This is a genomic window from Metabacillus rhizolycopersici (assembly GCF_020075705.1).
Window position 1 is genome coordinate 117,435 of record NZ_JAIQUM010000003.1, and the last position, 20,288, is coordinate 137,722.

Below are 20,288 nucleotides of genomic sequence, written 5' to 3' on the forward strand. Positions count from 1 at the left end.
AATAGTTTAGTATTTTTTGTGGTGCTTGTTTTAGCGAGGACTATCCCCTACCAACGCATACACCATTCGATCTTTCCCGTTTATATCAAATACAATTTCAACCTTTGCGAGGGGTAGTGCCTGTTCAAGTAAGCTTTTCACATCTTGACCTTGACCTGCACCAATTTCAAAAGCAATCAATGCAGTCGGGTTTAATAAAGCCTGCATATCATGAATGAGCCTTCTATAGAAATCTAACCCGTCTTTTCCTCCCGCTAACGCTCGCATCGGCTCATGATCTTTTACGACCGGCGAGAGTGTTTCAATTTCCTCATCAGGGATATAGGGTGGGTTCGAGACTAAAATATCAATTTTCTTCATTTCGGAATCCATTGCAATTGGCGCAAGGAGATCACCGTGTAGCCACCTAACTCGTGCTCCTAATTCTTCGCCATTCTGTTTGGCAATTCGGAGAGATTCCTCTGCAATATCAATTGCTGCGACATCGAACCTTGAGTTTTCCAATGCGAGTGTAATCGCAATTGCGCCACTCCCTGTTCCAACGTCTACTACTTGTAGCTTTTCACTTCCATGAAAGTGATGAACAGTTCGCTGTAAGATTCCTTCGACTAATTCTTCCGTTTCAGGGCGTGGAATGAGTACTTCTTCATTCACGTTGAATTTTCTACCATAAAACTCTTCATAGCCAATTAGGTATTGAACAGGAATCCCTTCCGCATGTTTTAAGACATGAGACTTAAATGCTTGCTGTTGCTCATCTGAGAGGACCAATCTCAAATTTGAAAGCAATGTTGCTCTTCCCATCTTTAGGTGGTGACGCAACAAAAGCTCTCCAGCATTTTCATCCCTACCTGCTTCTCTTAAAAAAGAAGAAGCCCAGTTGAGGGCTTCGTAGACATGTTTCATTTGTTTTATTCTTCCGCTGCTTGAAGTCGGCTTGATTGATCTTCAACGATTAGTGTTTCAATCACTTCATCAAGCTTTCCTTCGAGAATTTGATCGAGCTTTTGAATTGTTAATCCAATTCTATGGTCCGTTACTCGGTTTTGCGGGAAGTTATATGTTCGGATACGCTCTGAACGGTCACCTGTACCAACTGCAAGCTTACGGTTTTGATCATACTCAGCCTGTACTTCGCGTTGGAACTTATCATATACACGTGCACGTAATACTTTCATCGCTTTGTCTTTGTTTTTTATTTGAGATTTTTCATCCTGACAAGAAACAACTGTTCCTGTAGGTAAATGCGTTAACCGTACAGCTGACATTGTCGTGTTAACACTTTGTCCTCCTGGACCACTTGATGCAAAGGTATCTACACGGATATCCTTGTCATGAATTTCTACCTCTACCTCTTCAGCCTCAGGTAAAACAGCGACTGTTGCAGTAGACGTATGAATACGACCACCTGATTCTGTTTCAGGAACACGTTGTACACGATGTGCACCATTTTCAAATTTTAATTTTGAATATGCCCCTCTACCATTGATCATAAAGATGATTTCTTTATAACCACCAGAACCTGTAACGTTCGCTTCCATCACTTCTGTTTTCCAACCTTGCGCCTCGGCAAAACGGCTATACATACGGTATAAATCAGATGCGAATAAAGCAGCCTCATCTCCACCAGCAGCTCCACGGATTTCCACAATAACGTTTTTATCATCGTTCGGGTCTTTTGGTACAAGGAGAATTTTAAGACGTCCAGTTAATTCTTCTTCACGGTCCTCTAATTCAGAAAGCTCTTCCTTAGCCATTTCACGCATATCAGCATCAAGCTTCTCGTCAAGCAATGACTTTGTATCAGAAATTTGCCCGCGAACTTCTTTATATTCACGATATACTTCAACTGTTTCTTGTAAATCAGATTGTTCTTTTGAATATTCACGCAGCTTTTTCGTATCACTAATAATATCAGGATCCATCAAAAGCTGATTTAATTTTTCATAACGGTCTTCTACCGATTGTAGACGATCTAACACACTCGTTCACCTCAATTTTCCTGCATAACAGTATAATTATAGTATAGGTCACGGAAGCCGTCAAAAGCAAATTGACAAAGTTTAGCTTATTATTCCGCTATGTTGGTTATTTTAGACTTCCGATTAATGGAGGAGCTTATTTTCTTGACGTTTAACTGCCTGGATGAAGGCGGATTATGATTTTTCACTCTATGAGTCCGAATCAAGTATCGACAAAGCAATTTTGTAATATGTAAAACCCCCACTTTCTTTGCCGAATCAAAACTTGTTTTGTCTAACGTGAAGGTATCTAGAATCCAGTGGTCGAAAAGGTACAAATGAAGTCTACAAGTCGGTCTGCTTCTGGAATTTTCTAAATCACGAATAGGAGGAGATAAGATATGAATGCAGCAGCTGTTGCAAAGCTACTTGGGGTTTCGAGAAGAACAGTGATGAGATGGGTTACTCAATTGGACCTGCAGTTGGATAAAAATGAACTCGGTCATTATCAATTTTCTGACGTTGACGTGGATCGCTTAAAACAATTACAAAACGAAACAAACCAGCAGTTACTCAAACAGGATATACAAACAGAGAATAACAGTCGAAAAGGTGTGATCAAAAATAACGCGTCACTAGATGCTAACATAATTGAAACTCTAAATGAACGGATAAATGAGCTTGAGCGGACTATTCGCAGCAAAGCGGATGATGTTGTATCCTACCAGCTTTTACAGCATCGTCAAGAAACAGAAGAATTAATTAACAGGATTACTACTTTGGAGGCCAGAGTAGTAGAATTAGAGAACGCTCAGCCGAAACGCGAAGCAAGGAAGGAAAAGGCTTTAGTCTTTGATCAAGCTGAACCGTCTGCGACTTCGAAAAGGTCACGGAGAAAAAATTTAATCAGCTCAATTTTTAGTTTGTAGTGGGTATAGAGGGGATTGTCCCCTCTATTATATTCCATCTAAATCTACGTCAATTTGATAGGTTGGCAGTGCACTTATCATTTTCTGGTGGATTTCTCTCAATCTTTCTTGCCTTTCATTTTCAGTTAACTCCTCCGTTGTGTATACTGTGACATTAATGTGATGCCCATTAATGGTCATCGGCCCCAAGGATAACCCTTCATTATTCATGATTGCTTACCTCCACAAATCAAGTTGCCCAAATTTCTTTCGTAAAGTGAGATTTATTAAGATTTTACTGGCAGTTTACCCTATATTTGCCTCTTTGATTCATTAAAAGAGCGGCGGGGGGGTTTAGCTGTCTTTGTGGGATAACGTTTTTTGTTAGGGGGAGTTGTTTTTGATTGTAGATTTCTCTTTTTAGGTTGCTTGCGGATTGGAATTTTTGATTAACTTTGGATTTATTGGTCCTACAGGTGAGCTTTTTTCGCGGTTCTTACTGATTGTTACCATTGATGGGGATTTATCCTCCATTGGGTGAATTTTATCGACCATTATTGGGATTTTTCCAACCATTATCGAACTTTTATCCGCCATTTCATTTTTCTCAAACCAAAAACACCATGCCAACATTAGTTAGCACGGTGTTTCACTTTAATGATTCGTCTTGCTGTTTTCTTTTACAAAATCCTTCACAGGAAAACCTGGTACCTCGTGATGATGGCGACATCTTGACTCATATGATTCTGCTGCTCCGACGAGAATAATCGGATCGTGATATGATGCTGGGTTGCCATTAATTAGTCTTTGTGTTCGACTGGCAGGTGATCCGCATACAGAGCATACCGCTTGTAGCTTTGTGACTAATTCAGCAATTGCCATTATTTTTGGAACGACACTAAATGGCTCGCCTCTAAAGTCTTGATCCAGGCCTGCTACAATCACTCGATATCCTTGATTTGCTAAAAGTGTTAACACATCACAGATGTCATCGTCAAAGAACTGTACTTCGTCAATTGCGATGACATCGGTTTTCTCTGAAATATGCTCTAGTATTTCAACTGAAGATGCAATTGGTTTACAGATAATTGATGTACCATTATGTGACACAACTTCTTCTTCACTATAGCGGTTATCAATTACTGGTTTAAAAACCTTTACTTCCTGTTTTGCAAATTGTGCACGGCGAACTCTACGAATGAGTTCTTCTGATTTGCCCGAAAACATGCTGCCACAGATCATTTCGAGCCATCCACTTTGCTTCATTACATACATTAAAACGGTCCCCTTCCCTTCGTCGTCAATGCTCCCAGAGTCGATTGACCGTACCCGTTTCATTGGTACCTTTTCATCCTAAATATCTATATAAACATGTGTCTTCATGGTGATGACAATAAGAAAAGCGCAAGCGCCTTGTTCAGCTCCGACAAGCATAAGACGAGCAGGAATAGAAGGTGTTCTTTACCTTCAATTCCTGCTTGGCTTATGACTCGAGGAGCTAGGCGCTGCAGCTAGACAATCAGAAAAGCGCAAGCGCCTTGTTCAGCCTCAGGCAAATAAGACGCTTTTGAATAGAAGGCGTAATTTGCTTTCAATTCAAAAGTGACTTAGACCCAAGAGAGGCCGATAAAAGTCAAAAGTTGGCGTGAAAAAACAGGCAAGATCAGTTTCGTCCTGCCTGTTGTAAATTCTTTATTACTGTTGCTGTTGCTTAATGCCGTATTTTTTGTTGAATTTATCTACACGTCCACCTGCATCTGCAAATTTTTGACGTCCTGTGTAGAATGGATGGCACTCAGAACAAACCTCAACTTTGATCTCTTTTACTACAGAGCCAGTTTCGAATTCGTTACCACAAGCGCATTTCACCATAACCTTATTAAAGTTTGGATGAATTCCTGTTTTCATTCGTTTCATCTCCTTCCGCCCTGAATCATATCCGAAACAGAGTTAAATATCTAGATTCAATTCGTCCGATTGACGAAATTACACTAGAAAAGCACATGAGGAAATTATAACAAGTGCTAGGTTCAAAAGCAAGCTGAAGTTAAATATTACTAATACCGAAAAGCGGAAGCGCCTTGCTCAGCCCCGACAGTCATAAGACGAGGCAGAATAGAAGGCGTTCTTTGCCTTCAATTCTGCCTCGTCTTATGACTCGAAGGGCTAGGCGCTGCAGCTAGACACCAAAACTAAATCAAAAAATTTATACTTTCTTATCCTACTAGAAATGCGGAAGCGCCTTGGTCAGCTCCGACAAGCATAAGACGAGCCATAATAGAAGGCGTTCTTTGCCTTCAATTATGGCTTGGCTTATGACTCGAGGAGCTAGGCGCTGCAGCTGGACACCAAAACTAAGTCAAAAAATTTATACTTTCTTATCCTACTAGAAAAGCGGAAGCGCCTTGTCCAGCCCCGACAAGCATAAGACGAGCCGGAATAGAAGGTGTTCTTTGCCTTCAATTCCGGATTGGCTTATGACTCGAGGGGCTAGGCGCTGCAGCTAGACAATCAGAAAAGCGGAAGCGCCTTGGTCAGCTCCGACAAGCATAAGGCGAGCCATAATAGAAGGCGTTCTTTGCCTTTAATTATGGCTTGGCTTATGACTCGAGGAGCTAGGACGCTTGCGCTAGAAACGGAATCTTGTTCTAAAACTTCATTTCCATGCCTTAGTTAGCCACAATATCTACGCACTTACCTTATCTATTTCTAGCAGTTTTCATTTCAGCATCGAGCATGCTAAAGAATTCTTCATTTGATTTGGTTTGACGTAGTTTTTTCAAGAACCTTTCGACGAAGTCTGGAGAATCGGTCATTGATTTGCGAATTGCCCATAGTTTATCGAGATGATCTTTTGGAATAAGTAGCTCTTCTTTTCTTGTTCCTGATCTGCGAATGTCGATCGCTGGGAAGATACGTTTTTCTGCGAGTGAGCGGTCGAGGTGTAACTCCAAGTTACCCGTACCTTTGAACTCCTCATAAATGACGTCATCCATTCGGGAGCCTGTATCAACTAATGCTGTCGCAAGAATCGTTAAGCTTCCACCTTCCTCAATGTTACGCGCAGCACCAAAGAAGCGTTTCGGGCGATGGAAGGCCGCTGGATCGATACCACCAGATAATGTACGTCCGCTTGGTGGAATAACTAAGTTATAGGCACGCGCTAGACGGGTAATGCTATCCATTAAAATAATGACATCTTTTTTATGTTCAACGAGACGCATCGCACGCTCAAGGACAAGCTCTGCAACTTTGATATGATTTTCAGGAACCTCATCAAACGTTGAGCTGACAACGTCTCCAGCTACCGAACGTTCGATATCCGTTACTTCCTCTGGGCGCTCATCTATTAATAAGACGATGAGTTCTGCATCGGGATTGTTTGCTGTTACGCTATTAGCAATTTCCTTTAAAAGCATTGTTTTCCCTGCTTTAGGAGGAGCAACAATTAATCCACGTTGGCCAAAACCAACAGGTGCAATGAGATCCATTATTCTCGTCGATAAATAATTTGGCTTAGTTTCTAGAAAAATTTGTCTATCTGGATAGAGAGGAGTTAATGCAGGAAAGTGAACACGTTCCTTAGCCGTTTCAGGATCTTCACCATTTACGGCTTCTACATGAAGCAAGCCATAATAGCGTTCATTTTCTTTTGGTGGACGTACTTTACCAGATACTTTGTCCCCATTTCGTAAATCAAAACGTCTAATTTGGGATGCAGAAATATAAATATCCTCTGAGCTCGGTGAATAGTTTATCGGTCTTAAAAAGCCGAAGCCTTCAGACTGAATGATTTCTAGGACACCTTCCATGAATAGTAAATCTTCTTGTTCTGCATTTGCTTTTAATATGGCAAAAATTAATTCTTTTTTCGTTAACTTGCTGTAATAAGATACTTTATAATGACGGGCAAGCTCGTACAATTCTTTTAGTTTCATATGTTCTAAAGAAGAGATTGAAACTTGATTCATAAAAAACACCACTCTTTTTATTTTCAATTTTATATTATTACTTTTCCATCTATCGATTTTCAAATTCATTTTTACTGGTAATGAAAACTAGTTTTGGTAGCAATATTTTCATTAGAAGATTTCGTGTCAATTGCACTTATGAAGAAAAAACTAGTACATTAAGGATAAAGAAGAAAAATGAAGGTGAGCTTGAAGTAGATTTTGCAGTAATTTATTCAACACAGCACTCTTTATTTTTACCCTATTTTATAAATTTAATCAATCACTTTTGGAAAACTTGCAGGAAATTGAGGGTATTAAAAGAAAGCGTAAGCATCTTTGCCAGCTCCAGACGTCACATATTTACTCATAAATAGAAGTTATTTCCTGCGAGGAGCTCGGCAAAGATGAAGCAGGATGTTGACCTGTCTTCTCTCTATTGTAGTTTACCTATTCTATCATGCATTAACAGGCAGTACTACCCCCACTTTTCGGCATTTGGTGAAGAAAAGCGCAAGCGCCTTGATCAGCCTCAGGCTTAGACCCAAGAGGGGCTAGGCCGCTTGCGCTAGACACCAAACTACGTACAAAAAACTTATACTTTCTTATCTTTCAAGTAAAGATGCATAGGGTGGGGATAATAACTAACTCTTACTTTATTTGATGACTAAATTTGGTTTTTTCTTCAAGCTATGGGTACCATCAATAAAGCGGACAGTTCCGGACTTTGCACGCATGACGATTGAATAGGTCTTGGCTGTCGTACCTTTAAATTGGACTCCTCTTAAAAGCTCACCATCTGTTACACCTGTCGCCGCAAAGATCGCGTCATCTCCTTTTACTAGGTCATCCATTAAGAGGATTTTATCAACATCAAGGCCCATTTTGATGCAACGCGCAAGCTCTTGTTCGTTTTGCGGAAGTAATTTCCCTTGGATTTCCCCACCTAAACATTTTAACGCCACTGCGGCTAAAACGCCTTCAGGTGCACCACCAGAACCGAATAAGATGTCAACGCCGGTATGATCGAAAGCTGTATTAATGGCTCCAGCTACATCACCGTCATTAATCACTTTAATTCTTGCTCCAGCTTCACGAAGTTGCTGGATAATATGCTCATGTTTTTTTCGATTTAATATCGTCGCAACAACATCTTCAATATCTTTGTTTTTTGCCTTTGCAACTGCCTTTAAATTATCAATTATCGGGGCTTCAATATCGATACACCCTACTGCTTCAGGCCCTACGGCAATTTTGTCCATATACATATCTGGAGCATGAAGCATATTTCCATGATCTCCGATGGCAATAACAGAAAGTGCATTCCAACCACCAGAAGCAACAATATTTGTCCCCTCTAATGGATCAACCGCTACATCAACCCGAGGTCCATACCCTGTGCCAAGCTTTTCGCCAATATAAAGCATTGGCGCTTCATCCATTTCCCCTTCTCCAATGACGACCGTGCCTTTCATTGGAATTGTATCAAACACATCACGCATTGCAGATGTTGCTGCCCCATCAGCCTCATCCTTCTTCCCTCTCCCCATCCAACGAGCTGAAGCTAACGCAGCGGCTTCGGTTACCCTTACCAATTCCATTGACAAACTTCTTTCCATGTCGCTTCTCCCCTTTGCATTTGCTCTCCCTTTGAAAAATGGTGGGTTACATTATCCTACTGAATTCATCATATATATATGAAAAATAATCATGCACTTTATCTTATCTTTTCTTCAAAAATGAGTGATTGAAGGTTAGAGGAAAGAGCATGATTATTTTCTATCTAAGAATTTTGCATTTGTTCAATTTCTTTTTCTGATAATTTTTCACGCCAAATCGTAGCACCAAGACCTGTTAGTTTTTCGACTAGTTGACTATATCCTCTGTCGATGTGCTCTAGACCAGTTATCTCAGTTATCCCATCTGCCATAAGGCCCGCACACACAAGTGCTGCTCCTGCTCGTAAATCACTCGCTTTCACTTTCGCCCCTTGGAGTTTTGTTGGACCAGACACAATTGCTGAACGACCTTCAACCTTTATGTTAGCGCCCATTCTTCTCAATTCATCTATATGCTTAAATCTAGCAGAATAAATGGTATCCGTGACTACACTTGTACCAGAAGCTTTTGTTAATAATGAGGTAAACGGCTGTTGAAGATCTGTTGGAAATCCTGGGTAAACTAACGTTTTAATATCAACTGACTTTAGTTCCTTTTGACCACCAACAATTAAGATTTGATCGTTGCTCGATTCAATATGAAGCCCCATCTCTCTTAATTTCGCGATGAGCGATTCCAGATGAAGTGGAATGACGTTATTAATCATCACTTCTTTTCCCATCGCTGCTCCGATAATGATATATGTTCCAGCTTCGATTCGGTCAGGAATGATTGAATGACGGCAGCCATGAAGTTTTTCAACACCATCAATTTTAATGACGTCTGTACCTGCCCCTTTAATTTTTGCTCCCATACTCGAAAGCAACGTTGCGACATCAATAATCTCTGGTTCCTTTGCAGCATTTTCAATGATTGTTCTACCCTCTGCTAATACAGCGGCAAGCATGATATTTATTGTTGCACCTACACTGACAACATCTAGGTAAATACGCGCGCCCTTCAATTTATCTGCACGCAAATAGATAGCACCTTGTTCATTCGTGACTTGAGCACCTAATGCTTCGAACCCTTTAATATGCTGATCAATCGGTCGAGGTCCTAGATAGCAACCACCTGGTAGTCCAATTACAGCTTTTTTAAATCTGCCTAACATTGCACCCATTAAATAATATGATGCACGCAGCTTTTTAACCTTTCCATTCGGTAAAGGCATTGAAATCATCGCTGAGGGGTCAACAATCATTTCGTTATTTTTCAATTCTACCTTACCACCAATTTCCTCCAATAAATCCCCAAGTATATTGACATCGGAAATGTTAGGTAATCCTTCGATTGTGACTGGTGATTCAGCTAATATTGTCGCAGGTATCAGTGCGACTGCACTATTTTTCGCACCGCTAATATTAACTGTACCTTTAAGTAAATCTCCACCAGCAACTTTTAATTTGTCCATGATAGTCTCCCTTCTTTGGAAGTTGACATTGCGGAAAGTAGATGGAGGATGAGCTTTTTAGCACATGTATGTATCTATCCCGATCCTAAAGTGCAAGCCCTCGGCAAATACGACGCTCATGAAATGAATAGAAGGCATTTACACCTTTCATTCATATGCCCCAGCGACGTCAATCACCACAAAACTGCACTTACACGGCCTATGCGAACTAAGGCAAAGACACTTGCGCTTAAGTGCTTATCCACATTTTTTACCATCATGTTTTCCGAAAAATAATATCTATGTCAACAAATCACTCCAATTACAAAATGAGAATACAAGCTGTTTATATCTTTTATTTCCTTATATGCTCTAGTAAATACATCAATACAATAAGTTACTTTTTCATTTTCCACTATACTAAGTGAAGCGCAAGAACCTTGGTTTGCCTCAGGTAACACTTAAAACGCACATGAATAGAAGATGTGGCTGTCTAACTACATTAGGTGAGGTCCCCCGCTGTCTTGTAGCTTTAAAAATAATCTCCCCTATTATTAAACCATCTATTAAACAGGACAACAATGTTTTACTACAAAAATTAATTGTTTCAGGGTGGAAGTATTGGGAAAAGTTATTCAAATCAGAGTAACAGTTTCTTTGTCATCATTCAGACCTGAATTTTTTTGTGGTAAGTCGAAACAGGCTAGCAAAATGCTGGCCCGTTTTCTATTATTTTATTACATGCAGTCAGCTAGGTTAGGAGGGAATGATAACGCTTTCTGTTTTAGTTGAAATATAACCGCCCGTAAAAAGGCGGCTAGATTTTAGCTTAAATTAAGCTTTGTTTGAAGAACCGAATTCGCGCATTTTGCCGATAACAGTTGCTTTAATAGCGTCACGAGCAGGTCCCATGTATTTACGTGGATCATATTCTTCTGGTTTTGCAGCTAACACTTCACGAACTGTTTTTGCAGATGCAATTTGGTTCTCAGTGTTAACGTTGATTTTCGCAGTTCCGAAAGAGATTGCTTTTTGGATATCTTTTGTAGGGATACCAGTACCACCGTGAAGTACTAATGGCATGTTTGTTAGGTTAGCGATTTCTTCCATTTCTTTGTATCCTAAGTTTGGCTCACCTTTGTATGGTCCGTGTACAGATCCAAGTGCTGGTGCTAAACAGTCGATACCAGTGCGATCTACAAGTACTTTACACTCTTGAGGATCTGCATAGATAACGCCTTCTGCAACTACATCATCTTCTTGTCCGCCAACAGTTCCTAGCTCAGCTTCAACAGAAACACCTTTTGAATGAGCATATTCAACAACTTTAGTTGTTTCTTCAATGTTCTCTTCAAATGGGTGGTGTGAAGCATCGATCATAACAGATGTAAATCCAGCATCGATCGCTTCTTTACATTTGTCATAGCTTGAACCATGGTCAAGGTGAATTGCTACTGGTACAGAAATTTTGTAGTCTTCGATTAGACCTTCAGTAATTTTCACTACAGTTTTGAATCCACCAACGTAGCGTGCAGCACCTTCAGAAACACCAAGAATTACTGGTGATTTTTCTTCTTCAGCAGCTTGTAGGATTGCTTGGAAAAACTCAAGGTTATTGATATTGAATTGACCTACTGCATATCCTTCGTCTTTTGCTTTTTTCAACATTTCTGTCATTGAAACTAATGCCATCGCAAAATTCCTCCTAAATAAACCTAATTTTCTGATACAGAAAAGTATATCATTCCTAGCTTGACCGGAATATTCAGAAATATGTAAAGTCCACATGATCACTTTTCACATTTTATAGCATACCAATATATGCGGGAAACGGCAACAATTCGACAAAAATTTGGACAATTCCTTGTCAATTTAATTTGCCTTAAGAGGTAAGTACTTTTTTACAGCTTCACGAATTTCATCGATATCAAAAGGTTTTGCAAAATGAATAAGCGCACCTAAATCCTTTGCTTCTTGGATCATATCTAATTCACCATATGCAGTCATGATGATCACACGGATATCTTGATCAATCACTTTCATTCTTTTTAAAATTTCGATTCCATCCATACCAGGAATTTTCATATCTAATAAGACTAAATCAGGAGAATGATTTTCAACAATTTCCAACGCTTGAAATCCACTAGCAGCTTGAAATGTTTGGTATCCCTCTTTTTGAAAAACTTCATTTAATAAAATGCGAATTCCGTACTGATCGTCCACTATTAATATTTTTTCCTTTAACATGACTACACCTCAGATTTATTTTTGTATTTAGGTAAGGAGACGCAATCCACTTACCCAATTTATCCTTACTTAGAAAAGCGCAAGCTCCTTGTTTAGCCTCAGGCAAATAAGACAATCAGGAATAGAAGGTGTTTTTTACCTTCAATTCCTGATTGGCTGTAGACCCTAGAGGGGCTAGGCACTGGAGCTAGACATCAAAACTAAGTACAAAAACTTATACTTTCTTATCTTTAAAAAAAGACTAGTTAAATGAAATGGATTGATTGTGCATGAAGGACATTTATACTATATATTCTATGTTATTCTGTCCTAAACCACAATTCCCTGCATCCATTTGCCAACAATTTTTTCTTTATTTTTACATATTTCTATCTATTATACAGTAAAACGCTTACTTATTTAATTAGATTTTGAAAATTAAGTGCAGAGACAGTGTTTCTTTCAGATTGTATTACTTTTCGTTATAATACCTTATAAATGTTAAATGTGGAAGGAGATCTATCTATTCAATGATGAAAATATTTACAACCCAATTAACCGGGCACTTTAATCGAATTTTAGATCAGGAAGAAATGAATATAGAGGACAGTGCAAGACTTCTAGCTCAGGCGTTAATTGGCGAAGGGTCCATTTACATATATGGCTTCAATGAGCTTAACGGTGTCGTTTTAGAGGCTTTATCAAGTTCTGAACCTTTAATGCGTGCTGTGCCGCTCCTCGATAGCGATGGACAAGTCAAAAAACTATCATCACGGGATCGCGCCCTACTTTTTACCTATCGTTCGACAGACGAGGAAGCAATTTCAATTGCCAAAGGTCTTTCAGAGCAAGGTATTCAAACCGTCGGCGTCTCAGCCTTGATTAAAAATACAGATGAAGGATTGGAAACAATAACAGATCTACACGTTGATGCCAAACTTCGTCAACCATTGATTCCAGATGATAAAGGTGAACGATACGGCTATCCAGCATTAATGACATCCCTCTACGTGTATTATGCGATTAGCTTCACAATTAAGGAAATTATGAATGAATATGAGGATGAAGATTAAGAAAAGCGCAAGCGCCTTGTTCAGCCTCAGGCATGGCATAAGACGCACATGAATAGAAGGCGTTCTTTGCCTTCAATTCATGTGTGGCTTATGACCCCGAGGGGCTAGTCCGCTTGCGCTAGACACCAAAACTACGATTAAAAAACTTATACTTTCTTATCTTGAAACTATGAGCAATTAGCGCTGACTAATTGCTTTTTTATTATGTCTTTTTAAGGGAAGCCCATCAATTTTTCGGATAATCTATCAACTTTCAGCAAAAATCTATCAACTTTCGGGAATAATCTATCAACTTTTCAACACAATCTATCATTCGACAAAATACAACTCCACCACAACTTCCTAAAAAGCACAAAAAAAGCTAACTTACCTTTTATCCAAAGATAAGCTAGCTTGTATGATTAATTATTTTCTGATGCTGTTAACGAAGCGCGCACAAAGTCACGGAATAATGGTTGTGGTCTAGTTGGTCTAGACGTGAATTCTGGGTGGAATTGTGATGCCACAAACCAAGGGTGCTCTTTAATTTCAATGATTTCAACTAGGCGTCCGTCAGGTGTAGTTCCAGAGAAGACAAAGCCTGCTTGTTCCATTGCTTGACGGTATTCATTGTTGAATTCATAACGATGACGGTGACGCTCATAAATTACTTCTTCCTTGTATGCTTCATATGCAAGTGATTCGTGTTGAAGCTTACTTGGAGACAAGCCTAAGCGTAATGTTCCACCTAGATCCTCAATGTCTTTTTGCTCAGGAAGTAAATCAATAATAGGATATTGCGTGCTTGGATCAATTTCAGAAGAATTAGCGCCTTTTAATCCTAACACATTTCGCGCAAACTCAATTGACGCAACTTGCATACCTAAACAAATTCCTAGGAATGGAACTTTGTTTTCACGAGCATATTGTGTCGCAAGGATTTTTCCTTCTACACCACGGTCACCGAAGCCTCCAGGTACAAGAATTCCATCAACACTTCCAAGCTCTTCCGTCAAGTTTTCAGCTGTTAATGTTTCTGCATTTACCCATTTGATGTCGATGTCTGAGTCGACAGCATAGCCTGCATGACGAAGTGCTTCAACAACAGAAATATATGCATCTTGTAGCTCAACATATTTACCAACAAGGGCGATTTTTGTTGTTTTTGAGAGATTTGTTACTCGTTCCACAAGCTGTTTCCACTCTGTCATATCTGCTGGATTGCAATCAAGTTTTAAATGCTTACATACAATTGAATCTAAGTTTTGATCTTGTAATGCTAAAGGAATAGAGTAAAGTGTATCAGCATCACGGCACTCGATGACAGAGTTGGTATCGATGTCACAGAACAACGCAATTTTATCTTTCATATCTTGAGAAATTGGCATTTCTGTACGAACAACGATTACGTTTGGTTGAATTCCTAAGCTACGAAGTTCCTTCACACTATGCTGTGTCGGCTTTGTTTTCATTTCACCAGCAGCTTTAATATAAGGAACAAGTGTACAGTGAATATACATGACATTATCACGGCCGATATCACTTTTGATTTGACGAATTGCTTCTAAGAATGGTAATGATTCGATATCCCCAACCGTTCCGCCAATCTCCGTAATCACGACGTCAGCACCTGTTTCTTTTCCTGCACGGTACACACGATCTTTAATTTCATTTGTGATATGAGGAATAACTTGTACAGTTCCTCCAAGATAATCACCGCGACGCTCTTTCTTTAAGACTGTTGAGTAAATTTTACCAGTCGTCACGTTGTTATATTTTGTTAGGTTGATGTCGATAAAACGCTCATAGTGACCTAAGTCTAGATCTGTCTCTGCGCCATCACCAGTTACATATACTTCACCATGTTGATATGGACTCATCGTTCCTGGATCCACGTTGATATACGGATCAAACTTTTGAATTGTCACACTCATGCCACGGTTTTTTAATAATCTACCGAGCGAAGCAGCTGTAATTCCCTTTCCTAATGAAGAAACAACTCCACCTGTTACGAATATATACTTTGTCATTGTCTGTCTTCCCCCTCAAGAAGCTTGTTTGTTTTTATTGTGTACAAAAGACGTATAGCGTATTACAACCACTATCTAAAATGAAGAAAAAGTGGAATAAAGAAAAGCGCAAGCGCCTTGCCAAAGCTAGACACTCAAACTCAGTCAGTCATTACCACTTTCTACACTAAGAAAAGCGCAAGCGCCTTGTTCAGCCTCAGGCATGGCATAAGACGCACATGAATAGAAGGCGTTCTTTGCCTTCAATTCATGTGTGACTTATGACCCCGAGGGGCTAGTCCGCTTGCGCTAGACACCAAAACTACGATCAAAAAACTTATCTTATCTTTTTTTAAAAAAAGAAAGCTCCCTTCCAAATAAGTTGAAAGGGAGCAGGAAATGTATAATATATACAAACGATTGCTTTTTTAGAGCCCAAAATAGATTCTACCTAGTTAAAAAAAGAAAGTCAAGACGATTTAATCTTATTTTTCTTCCTCTTCATCATCTAGATCGTCATCTTCATCGTCTTCCTCATCTAAATCGAATTCTTCATCGTCTTCGAGGAGATCATCATCATCGTCGTCATCAAAGTCGTCGTCTTCTAACTCATCGTCCACATCATCGAAGTCATCTTCTTCTAAATCGTCTTCTTCCTCAGCCTCATCGAAATCATCAAATTCATCGATTTCATCGAAATCATCATCTTTCGCTTTTTTCGCCTTTTTCTTCTTCGGCTTAACTGCTGGGACAATTTCTTCTTCGATTTGCTCATATGGGTACCAAGTACGTAACCCCCACATGTTTTCGCCAACACAAATGAAGCGGCCATCAATATTAATATCTGTATAAAATTGAGCAATTTTATCTTCTACTTGTTGTTTCGATAAACCAAGTAGAGTTGCTATTTCTTCTACTAATTCACTAAAAACATACGGCTTTTTGCCCTCTACGAAAAGTTCATAGGCAACTTCTACCATTGCCATTTCTTTGATTTGTTCTTCTGTTAATTGCTTTAAACTCAAGTTAAGGCACTTCCTTTCAAGGTCAATCATCTATTTAATCAAGTAACTAATTATAATCTTTCATGCTATGTATAAAAGCGTAAGTGCATTGGCCAATAAAGTGTTCTTTCCTCACAATTTTAGAAGGACTAAGCACTCGGCTTTCTGTCAAGCGCTCATCTACATGACAAGAATTTAATCATATAAAAACGATTCTAAATATGCTTGCAAATCATACCATTCATTATAAACAAATTCTAGCAGTTTATGCCACATATATTACATAAAATATACACAAAAGTACATTTGCACTTTTGCGGATGATATTCACAACTCTTTTCGTCTTGATTATACAGGTTGCTAGTGCTTCTAAAAGGTTGATTAATCGCTTGCTTTAAGTAAGTTCTTTGCATTCTCTTATTTCTCGAGGAATGAGATATCAATCGACTTGATGCCGTTACAAAACGAATGGAATGCTTTGGTTTATAATGACATCAAGCCACATTTCTAGATTTAGTGAATCACTAGCCTAAGGTTCTCAAGGTGCTTCTATTTTTTGTAGATGCCTTGTAAGATAATTTTGGTTTGAAGTTCAATATATTGATCATGCGTATAGATTTTTTGAAGTTCCCACCTCCTGAACGCCCACATTTGTCCTTGAACAACGATGTTATGGGCAATTAACTCACACTCTTGCTCTGATAATGTTAATTCTCCACTTTCAACACAGCTTTCAATAATCTCCTTAAAAATAGTTGCCAAATTTGTCTCTTTTTTCAGCACATACGGAAGGGCTTCTTTTGATAAGGATTTCGTTTCTTGATACATGATTAGGACTTCATCTTGCATATCGCACATGACTTTGAAATAGCTTTTGATCGCTTGCTTTAAGCTTTCGATTGTCCCTAGCTTTATATCGATATCTTGTTCGAGCCTCATATGAACTTGGTCATAAATTGTATCGCAGACCAAGTACAGCACATCCTCCTTTTGACGAATGTATTCATATAATGTCCCGATGCTAAAGCCTGCTGCGCGGGCAATTTCCCTTGTCGTTGTCTGATGAAAACCTTTCTCTTTAAAAAGGGTTACCGCTCCTTTTACCATCTGACCTCTTCGCTTTTCGATTAATCTCTCATCTTTTACAGATGCAAGCACCTTACTCTTTTTCATCTACTCCCCACCTATCTTGTAGGTAAGGGGACAGAACCCGCTTCCCCTTTATTCAAAACTAGATTCGTTGCATTACCTACGTATATAGTTTGCTAATTCCCTCCCTAACTTGAAGTGAGGCTTGTAGGCATACACTCTATTTCGTCCCTCTTTCAAAGGATAGGTATAAATTTTTGACTTAGTTTTCATGTCCAACGCAAGCGTCTTATTTGCCCGAGGCTGATCAAGGTGCTTGCGCTTTTCTTAACGTGATCTGAATTCGCCATCTTCATTTTGTGAGCATCCGCGCTAGTACCAGGCGTTGAATTTCCTGTGTACCTTCATAGATTTGCGTGATTTTTGCATCTCTCATATAACGTTCTACTGGATAATCCTTTGTGTAGCCATAACCGCCAAATACTTGAACAGCTTCCGTCGTCACTTTCATCGCAGTATCACCAGCGAATAACTTAGACATAGCTGATGCCTTCCCGTATGGTAGGCCTTCAGATTCGAGCCATGCCGCTTGATAGGTTAACAGGCGGGCTGCTTCGATGCTTGTTGCCATATTAGCAAGTTTAAAACTAATCCCTTGTTGGGCGGCAATTGGTTTCCCGAACTGTTCACGCGCTTTCGCATAAGCAACTGCCGCATCTAGTGCTCCTTGCGCAATACCGACAGCTTGTGCGGCAATACCATTTCTCCCACCATCTAATGTCATCATTGCAATTTTAAAGCCTTCACCAATTTTACCTAGGACATTTTCTTGTGGCACTTTACAATCTTGAAACACGATCTCTGTTGTAGGCGAAGAACGTATGCCTAGTTTCCTTTCCTTTTTCCCAATTGAAAATCCCTCGAAATCTTTTTCGATAATAAAAGCGGTTGTTCCTAAATGCTTACTTGATGGATCAGTCTTCGCAAAGACAATGTAAATATCAGCTATTCCACCGTTTGTGATAAATAGTTTCGATCCATTAAGGTGATAGTTTTCCCCTACTAATGTAGCCGTTGTTTTCATCGCTGCTGCATCAGATCCAGAGCCTGACTCGGTTAATCCATATGCACCGATCTTCTCTCCTAATGCCATTGGTTTTAAGTATTTTTGCTTTTGTTCTTCTGTTCCGAACTTGTGTAATGGCCATCCCGCTAAAGATGTATGAGCAGAAAGGGTAACACCTGTTGCTGCACATACTCTTGAAAGTTCTTCAATCGCTAAACAATAGGATAGATAATCGCTGCCGATCCCACCATATTCTTCGCCCCAAGGGATGCCCGTTAATCCTAAATCGGCCATTTTTTCAAAGATACTAAGGTCAAATCGTTCTTGATCATCGCGCTCAGCTGCTGTTGGTTCTACCTCCTTTTTAGCAAAGTCGCGTACGGTCTTTCTGATCATTTCATGCTCCTCAGATAGCTTGAAGTCCATGTTGTCGTCCCCCGATTTTTACTTTTCTTTTAGTAAGTGCTTGCTGATGACAATTCGCTGTATTTCACTTGTGCCTTCGTAAATTTCACAAACCTTTGCATCGCGAAAATATCTTTCTACGGGGAAATCCTTTGTAAACCCTAAGCCTCCGAATATTTGAACAGCTTCTGTCGTTACCTCCATCGCTATTTTTGATGCAAATAGCTTTGCCATTGCCGCTTGCTTGCCACAAGGAAGATTATGTTCTTTTCGGTAAGCTGCTTGATAGACTAATAGTTCTGCTACGTTCACATTTGTCGCCATATCTGCAAGCTTTAACTGCATGACTTGCCCGCTCGCTGTCGGCTTTTCAACCTGACGCTCCGCTTTTATAAAGGATGTCGCCTGTTCTAATGCTGCTTCTGCAATTCCTAACGCCTGGGCCGCGATCCCGATTCTCCCACCATCGAGATTTGCCATTGCAATTTTAAAGCCTTTCCCTTCTTCACCTAAAAGATTTTCAATCGGTACTTTCGCATCCTCAAATAAGAGCTGTACTGTTCTAGAACCATTTAGACCCATTTTGCGTTCATCTTTTCCAATAATCAATCCAGGTGTATTGTTATCAACAATAAACGCCGATATCTCAGTGCTCCCTGTTTTCGCAAACACGATATACGTATCCGCTTCCCCGCCATTTGTTATAAATATCTTTGAACCATTTAAAAGATAGTAATCATCCTTCTTCACTGCACGTGTTTTCATACTAGCAGCATCTGAGCCAGAGCTTGGTTCTGTTAAGCAAAATGCCCCCAGCTTCTCACCCTTGGCGAGCTTCGTTACATATTTTTTCTTTTGTGGTTCTGTACCAAACGTTAAAATTGGTAAGGTTCCAACCGATGTATGAACAGATAAAATAACGCCAAGCGTCGCGCTTATTTTCGATATCTCGTGGATTGCTATGATATAGGAGGTAAAGTCCTTACCAGCCCCTTCATATCGTTCAGGAATAGGGATGCCCATCAGACCAAGCGCACCCATTTTTTGCAGAAGCACTCTTGGAAATATTCCCTTTTCCATTTTTTCAACAAACGGCTCCACTTCTGACTTTGCAAATTCCCGAACTTTCTTAAGCATCATTCGTTGTTCTTCCGTAAAATGTAAATTCACCAGATGCCACTCCTTTTTTAGAAAAGCGCAAGCGCCTTGTTCAGCCCCGACAAGCATAAGACGCTCAGGAATAGAAGGTGCTCTTTGCCTTCAATTCCTGAGTGGCTTATGACCTCGAGGGGCTAGGCGCTGGAGCTAGACACGAAAACTAAGTCAAAAATTTATACTCTTATCTTTTTAGAAAAGCGCAAGGCGCCCGCTTATCGGCGACAAGCACAAGACGAGCCGGCTGAAAGGTTGCTCTTTAACCTTTTGAGCGGATTGGCTTGTGACCTCGAGCCGATGGCGCCTTGCGCTGGACAATTCTCGAGGCCAAAACTTATAAATTCTGATATTTTTTAAAAGCACGAGGCGGCCGGAACATCGTTTTTTCACTTCTAGACAGATTCCCAGAGG

Annotated in this window: 18 protein-coding genes; 2 read left to right on the top strand and 16 right to left on the bottom strand. The window is 39.8% G+C overall.

Features of this window, described 5'->3' with window-relative positions; translation table 11 throughout:
* Positions 1-30 precede the first annotated feature (30 nt).
* Together prmC and prfA are read right to left on the bottom strand one after the other, a co-directional pair.
* On the bottom strand, positions 31-906 hold the full coding sequence (gene prmC / locus K9V48_RS02480; RefSeq protein WP_224136617.1) for a peptide chain release factor N(5)-glutamine methyltransferase: 876 nt from the start codon (positions 904-906) through the stop codon (positions 31-33).
* 5 nt (positions 907-911) lie between these two features.
* Positions 912-1,982: a peptide chain release factor 1 gene (gene prfA / locus K9V48_RS02485; protein ID WP_224136619.1), complete on the bottom strand. Its 1,071-nt coding sequence runs from the start codon at positions 1,980-1,982 to the stop codon at positions 912-914.
* 380 nt (positions 1,983-2,362) lie between these two features.
* On the opposite strand from prfA, the gene K9V48_RS02490 reads away from it, so the two are divergent.
* Complete coding sequence (locus K9V48_RS02490) at positions 2,363-2,890, top strand: MerR family transcriptional regulator (protein ID WP_224136620.1); 528 nt, start codon at positions 2,363-2,365, stop codon at positions 2,888-2,890.
* A 27-nt stretch (positions 2,891-2,917) separates the two neighbouring features.
* On the opposite strand, the gene K9V48_RS02495 is transcribed toward K9V48_RS02490, so the two are convergent.
* The 9 genes from K9V48_RS02495 to K9V48_RS02535 form a co-directional block, all read right to left on the bottom strand.
* On the bottom strand, positions 2,918-3,100 hold the full coding sequence (locus K9V48_RS02495) for a hypothetical protein (RefSeq protein ID WP_224136622.1): 183 nt from the start codon (positions 3,098-3,100) through the stop codon (positions 2,918-2,920).
* 189 nt (positions 3,101-3,289) lie between these two features.
* A complete protein-coding gene (locus K9V48_RS02500; protein ID WP_224136624.1) occupies positions 3,290-3,466 on the bottom strand; it encodes a hypothetical protein in 177 nt (58 codons plus the stop codon).
* A gap of 57 nt (positions 3,467-3,523) precedes the next feature.
* The gene (locus tag K9V48_RS02505) at positions 3,524-4,144 is read right to left on the bottom strand and encodes a thymidine kinase (protein WP_224136669.1); all 621 of its coding nucleotides are present in this window, start codon (positions 4,142-4,144) and stop codon (positions 3,524-3,526) included.
* Positions 4,145-4,564: 420 nt separating this feature from the next.
* Positions 4,565-4,777, bottom strand: coding sequence for a 50S ribosomal protein L31 (gene rpmE / locus K9V48_RS02510; RefSeq protein ID WP_224136626.1), 213 nt, complete (start codon positions 4,775-4,777; stop codon positions 4,565-4,567).
* Between the two features lie 791 nt (positions 4,778-5,568).
* Complete coding sequence (gene rho / locus K9V48_RS02515) at positions 5,569-6,840, bottom strand: transcription termination factor Rho (RefSeq protein WP_224136628.1); 1,272 nt, start codon at positions 6,838-6,840, stop codon at positions 5,569-5,571.
* Between the two features lie 635 nt (positions 6,841-7,475).
* The gene (gene glpX / locus K9V48_RS02520) at positions 7,476-8,438 is read right to left on the bottom strand and encodes a class II fructose-bisphosphatase (RefSeq protein ID WP_224136629.1); all 963 of its coding nucleotides are present in this window, start codon (positions 8,436-8,438) and stop codon (positions 7,476-7,478) included.
* Positions 8,439-8,602: 164 nt separating this feature from the next.
* On the bottom strand, positions 8,603-9,892 hold the full coding sequence (gene murA, locus K9V48_RS02525; protein WP_224136631.1) for a UDP-N-acetylglucosamine 1-carboxyvinyltransferase: 1,290 nt from the start codon (positions 9,890-9,892) through the stop codon (positions 8,603-8,605).
* Positions 9,893-10,705: 813 nt separating this feature from the next.
* A complete protein-coding gene (locus K9V48_RS02530; protein WP_224136633.1) occupies positions 10,706-11,563 on the bottom strand; it encodes a class II fructose-bisphosphate aldolase in 858 nt (285 codons plus the stop codon).
* Positions 11,564-11,743: 180 nt separating this feature from the next.
* On the bottom strand, positions 11,744-12,118 hold the full coding sequence (locus K9V48_RS02535; RefSeq protein WP_224136634.1) for a response regulator: 375 nt from the start codon (positions 12,116-12,118) through the stop codon (positions 11,744-11,746).
* A 509-nt stretch (positions 12,119-12,627) separates the two neighbouring features.
* Between K9V48_RS02535 and K9V48_RS02540 the strand changes: the two genes are divergently transcribed.
* Complete coding sequence (locus K9V48_RS02540; protein ID WP_224136635.1) at positions 12,628-13,170, top strand: DUF2529 family protein; 543 nt, start codon at positions 12,628-12,630, stop codon at positions 13,168-13,170.
* Positions 13,171-13,571: 401 nt separating this feature from the next.
* Here K9V48_RS02540 and pyrG read toward each other — a convergent pair whose 3' ends face one another.
* From pyrG to K9V48_RS02565, 5 genes are all read right to left on the bottom strand, one after another.
* Positions 13,572-15,179 (bottom strand): CTP synthase, encoded by a 1,608-nt coding sequence (pyrG, locus tag K9V48_RS02545; protein WP_224136636.1) that lies wholly within the window; start codon positions 15,177-15,179, stop codon positions 13,572-13,574.
* A 464-nt stretch (positions 15,180-15,643) separates the two neighbouring features.
* Entirely contained in the window at positions 15,644-16,183 is a 540-nt protein-coding gene (gene rpoE / locus K9V48_RS02550) for a DNA-directed RNA polymerase subunit delta (RefSeq protein WP_224136637.1), read from the bottom strand.
* Positions 16,184-16,711: 528 nt separating this feature from the next.
* Complete coding sequence (locus tag K9V48_RS02555; protein WP_224136638.1) at positions 16,712-17,335, bottom strand: TetR/AcrR family transcriptional regulator; 624 nt, start codon at positions 17,333-17,335, stop codon at positions 16,712-16,714.
* A 268-nt stretch (positions 17,336-17,603) separates the two neighbouring features.
* Positions 17,604-18,743, bottom strand: coding sequence for an acyl-CoA dehydrogenase (locus K9V48_RS02560; protein WP_224136639.1), 1,140 nt, complete (start codon positions 18,741-18,743; stop codon positions 17,604-17,606).
* Positions 18,744-18,761: 18 nt separating this feature from the next.
* The gene (locus K9V48_RS02565) at positions 18,762-19,892 is read right to left on the bottom strand and encodes an acyl-CoA dehydrogenase (protein WP_224136640.1); all 1,131 of its coding nucleotides are present in this window, start codon (positions 19,890-19,892) and stop codon (positions 18,762-18,764) included.
* Between the last annotated feature and the right edge of the window lie 396 nt (positions 19,893-20,288).

Excerpts from the sequence above, each read along its gene's own strand:
- prmC (WP_224136617.1), bottom strand. The coding sequence starts at position 906 with ATGAAACATGTCTACGAAGCCCTCAACTGGGCTTCTTCTTTTTTAAGA.
- K9V48_RS02490 (WP_224136620.1), top strand. The coding sequence starts at position 2,363 with ATGAATGCAGCAGCTGTTGCAAAGCTACTTGGGGTTTCGAGAAGAACA.
- K9V48_RS02495 (WP_224136622.1), bottom strand. The coding sequence starts at position 3,100 with ATGAATAATGAAGGGTTATCCTTGGGGCCGATGACCATTAATGGGCAT.
- K9V48_RS02500 (WP_224136624.1), bottom strand. The coding sequence starts at position 3,466 with ATGGCGGATAAAAGTTCGATAATGGTTGGAAAAATCCCAATAATGGTC.
- K9V48_RS02505 (WP_224136669.1), bottom strand. The coding sequence starts at position 4,144 with ATGTATGTAATGAAGCAAAGTGGATGGCTCGAAATGATCTGTGGCAGC.
- rpmE (WP_224136626.1), bottom strand. The coding sequence starts at position 4,777 with ATGAAAACAGGAATTCATCCAAACTTTAATAAGGTTATGGTGAAATGC.
- rho (WP_224136628.1), bottom strand. The coding sequence starts at position 6,840 with ATGAATCAAGTTTCAATCTCTTCTTTAGAACATATGAAACTAAAAGAA.
- glpX (WP_224136629.1), bottom strand. The coding sequence starts at position 8,438 with ATGGAAAGAAGTTTGTCAATGGAATTGGTAAGGGTAACCGAAGCCGCT.
- murA (WP_224136631.1), bottom strand. The coding sequence starts at position 9,892 with ATGGACAAATTAAAAGTTGCTGGTGGAGATTTACTTAAAGGTACAGTT.
- K9V48_RS02530 (WP_224136633.1), bottom strand. The coding sequence starts at position 11,563 with ATGGCATTAGTTTCAATGACAGAAATGTTGAAAAAAGCAAAAGACGAA.
- K9V48_RS02535 (WP_224136634.1), bottom strand. The coding sequence starts at position 12,118 with ATGTTAAAGGAAAAAATATTAATAGTGGACGATCAGTACGGAATTCGC.
- K9V48_RS02540 (WP_224136635.1), top strand. The coding sequence starts at position 12,628 with ATGATGAAAATATTTACAACCCAATTAACCGGGCACTTTAATCGAATT.
- pyrG (WP_224136636.1), bottom strand. The coding sequence starts at position 15,179 with ATGACAAAGTATATATTCGTAACAGGTGGAGTTGTTTCTTCATTAGGA.
- K9V48_RS02555 (WP_224136638.1), bottom strand. The coding sequence starts at position 17,335 with ATGAAAAAGAGTAAGGTGCTTGCATCTGTAAAAGATGAGAGATTAATC.
- K9V48_RS02560 (WP_224136639.1), bottom strand. The coding sequence starts at position 18,743 with ATGGACTTCAAGCTATCTGAGGAGCATGAAATGATCAGAAAGACCGTA.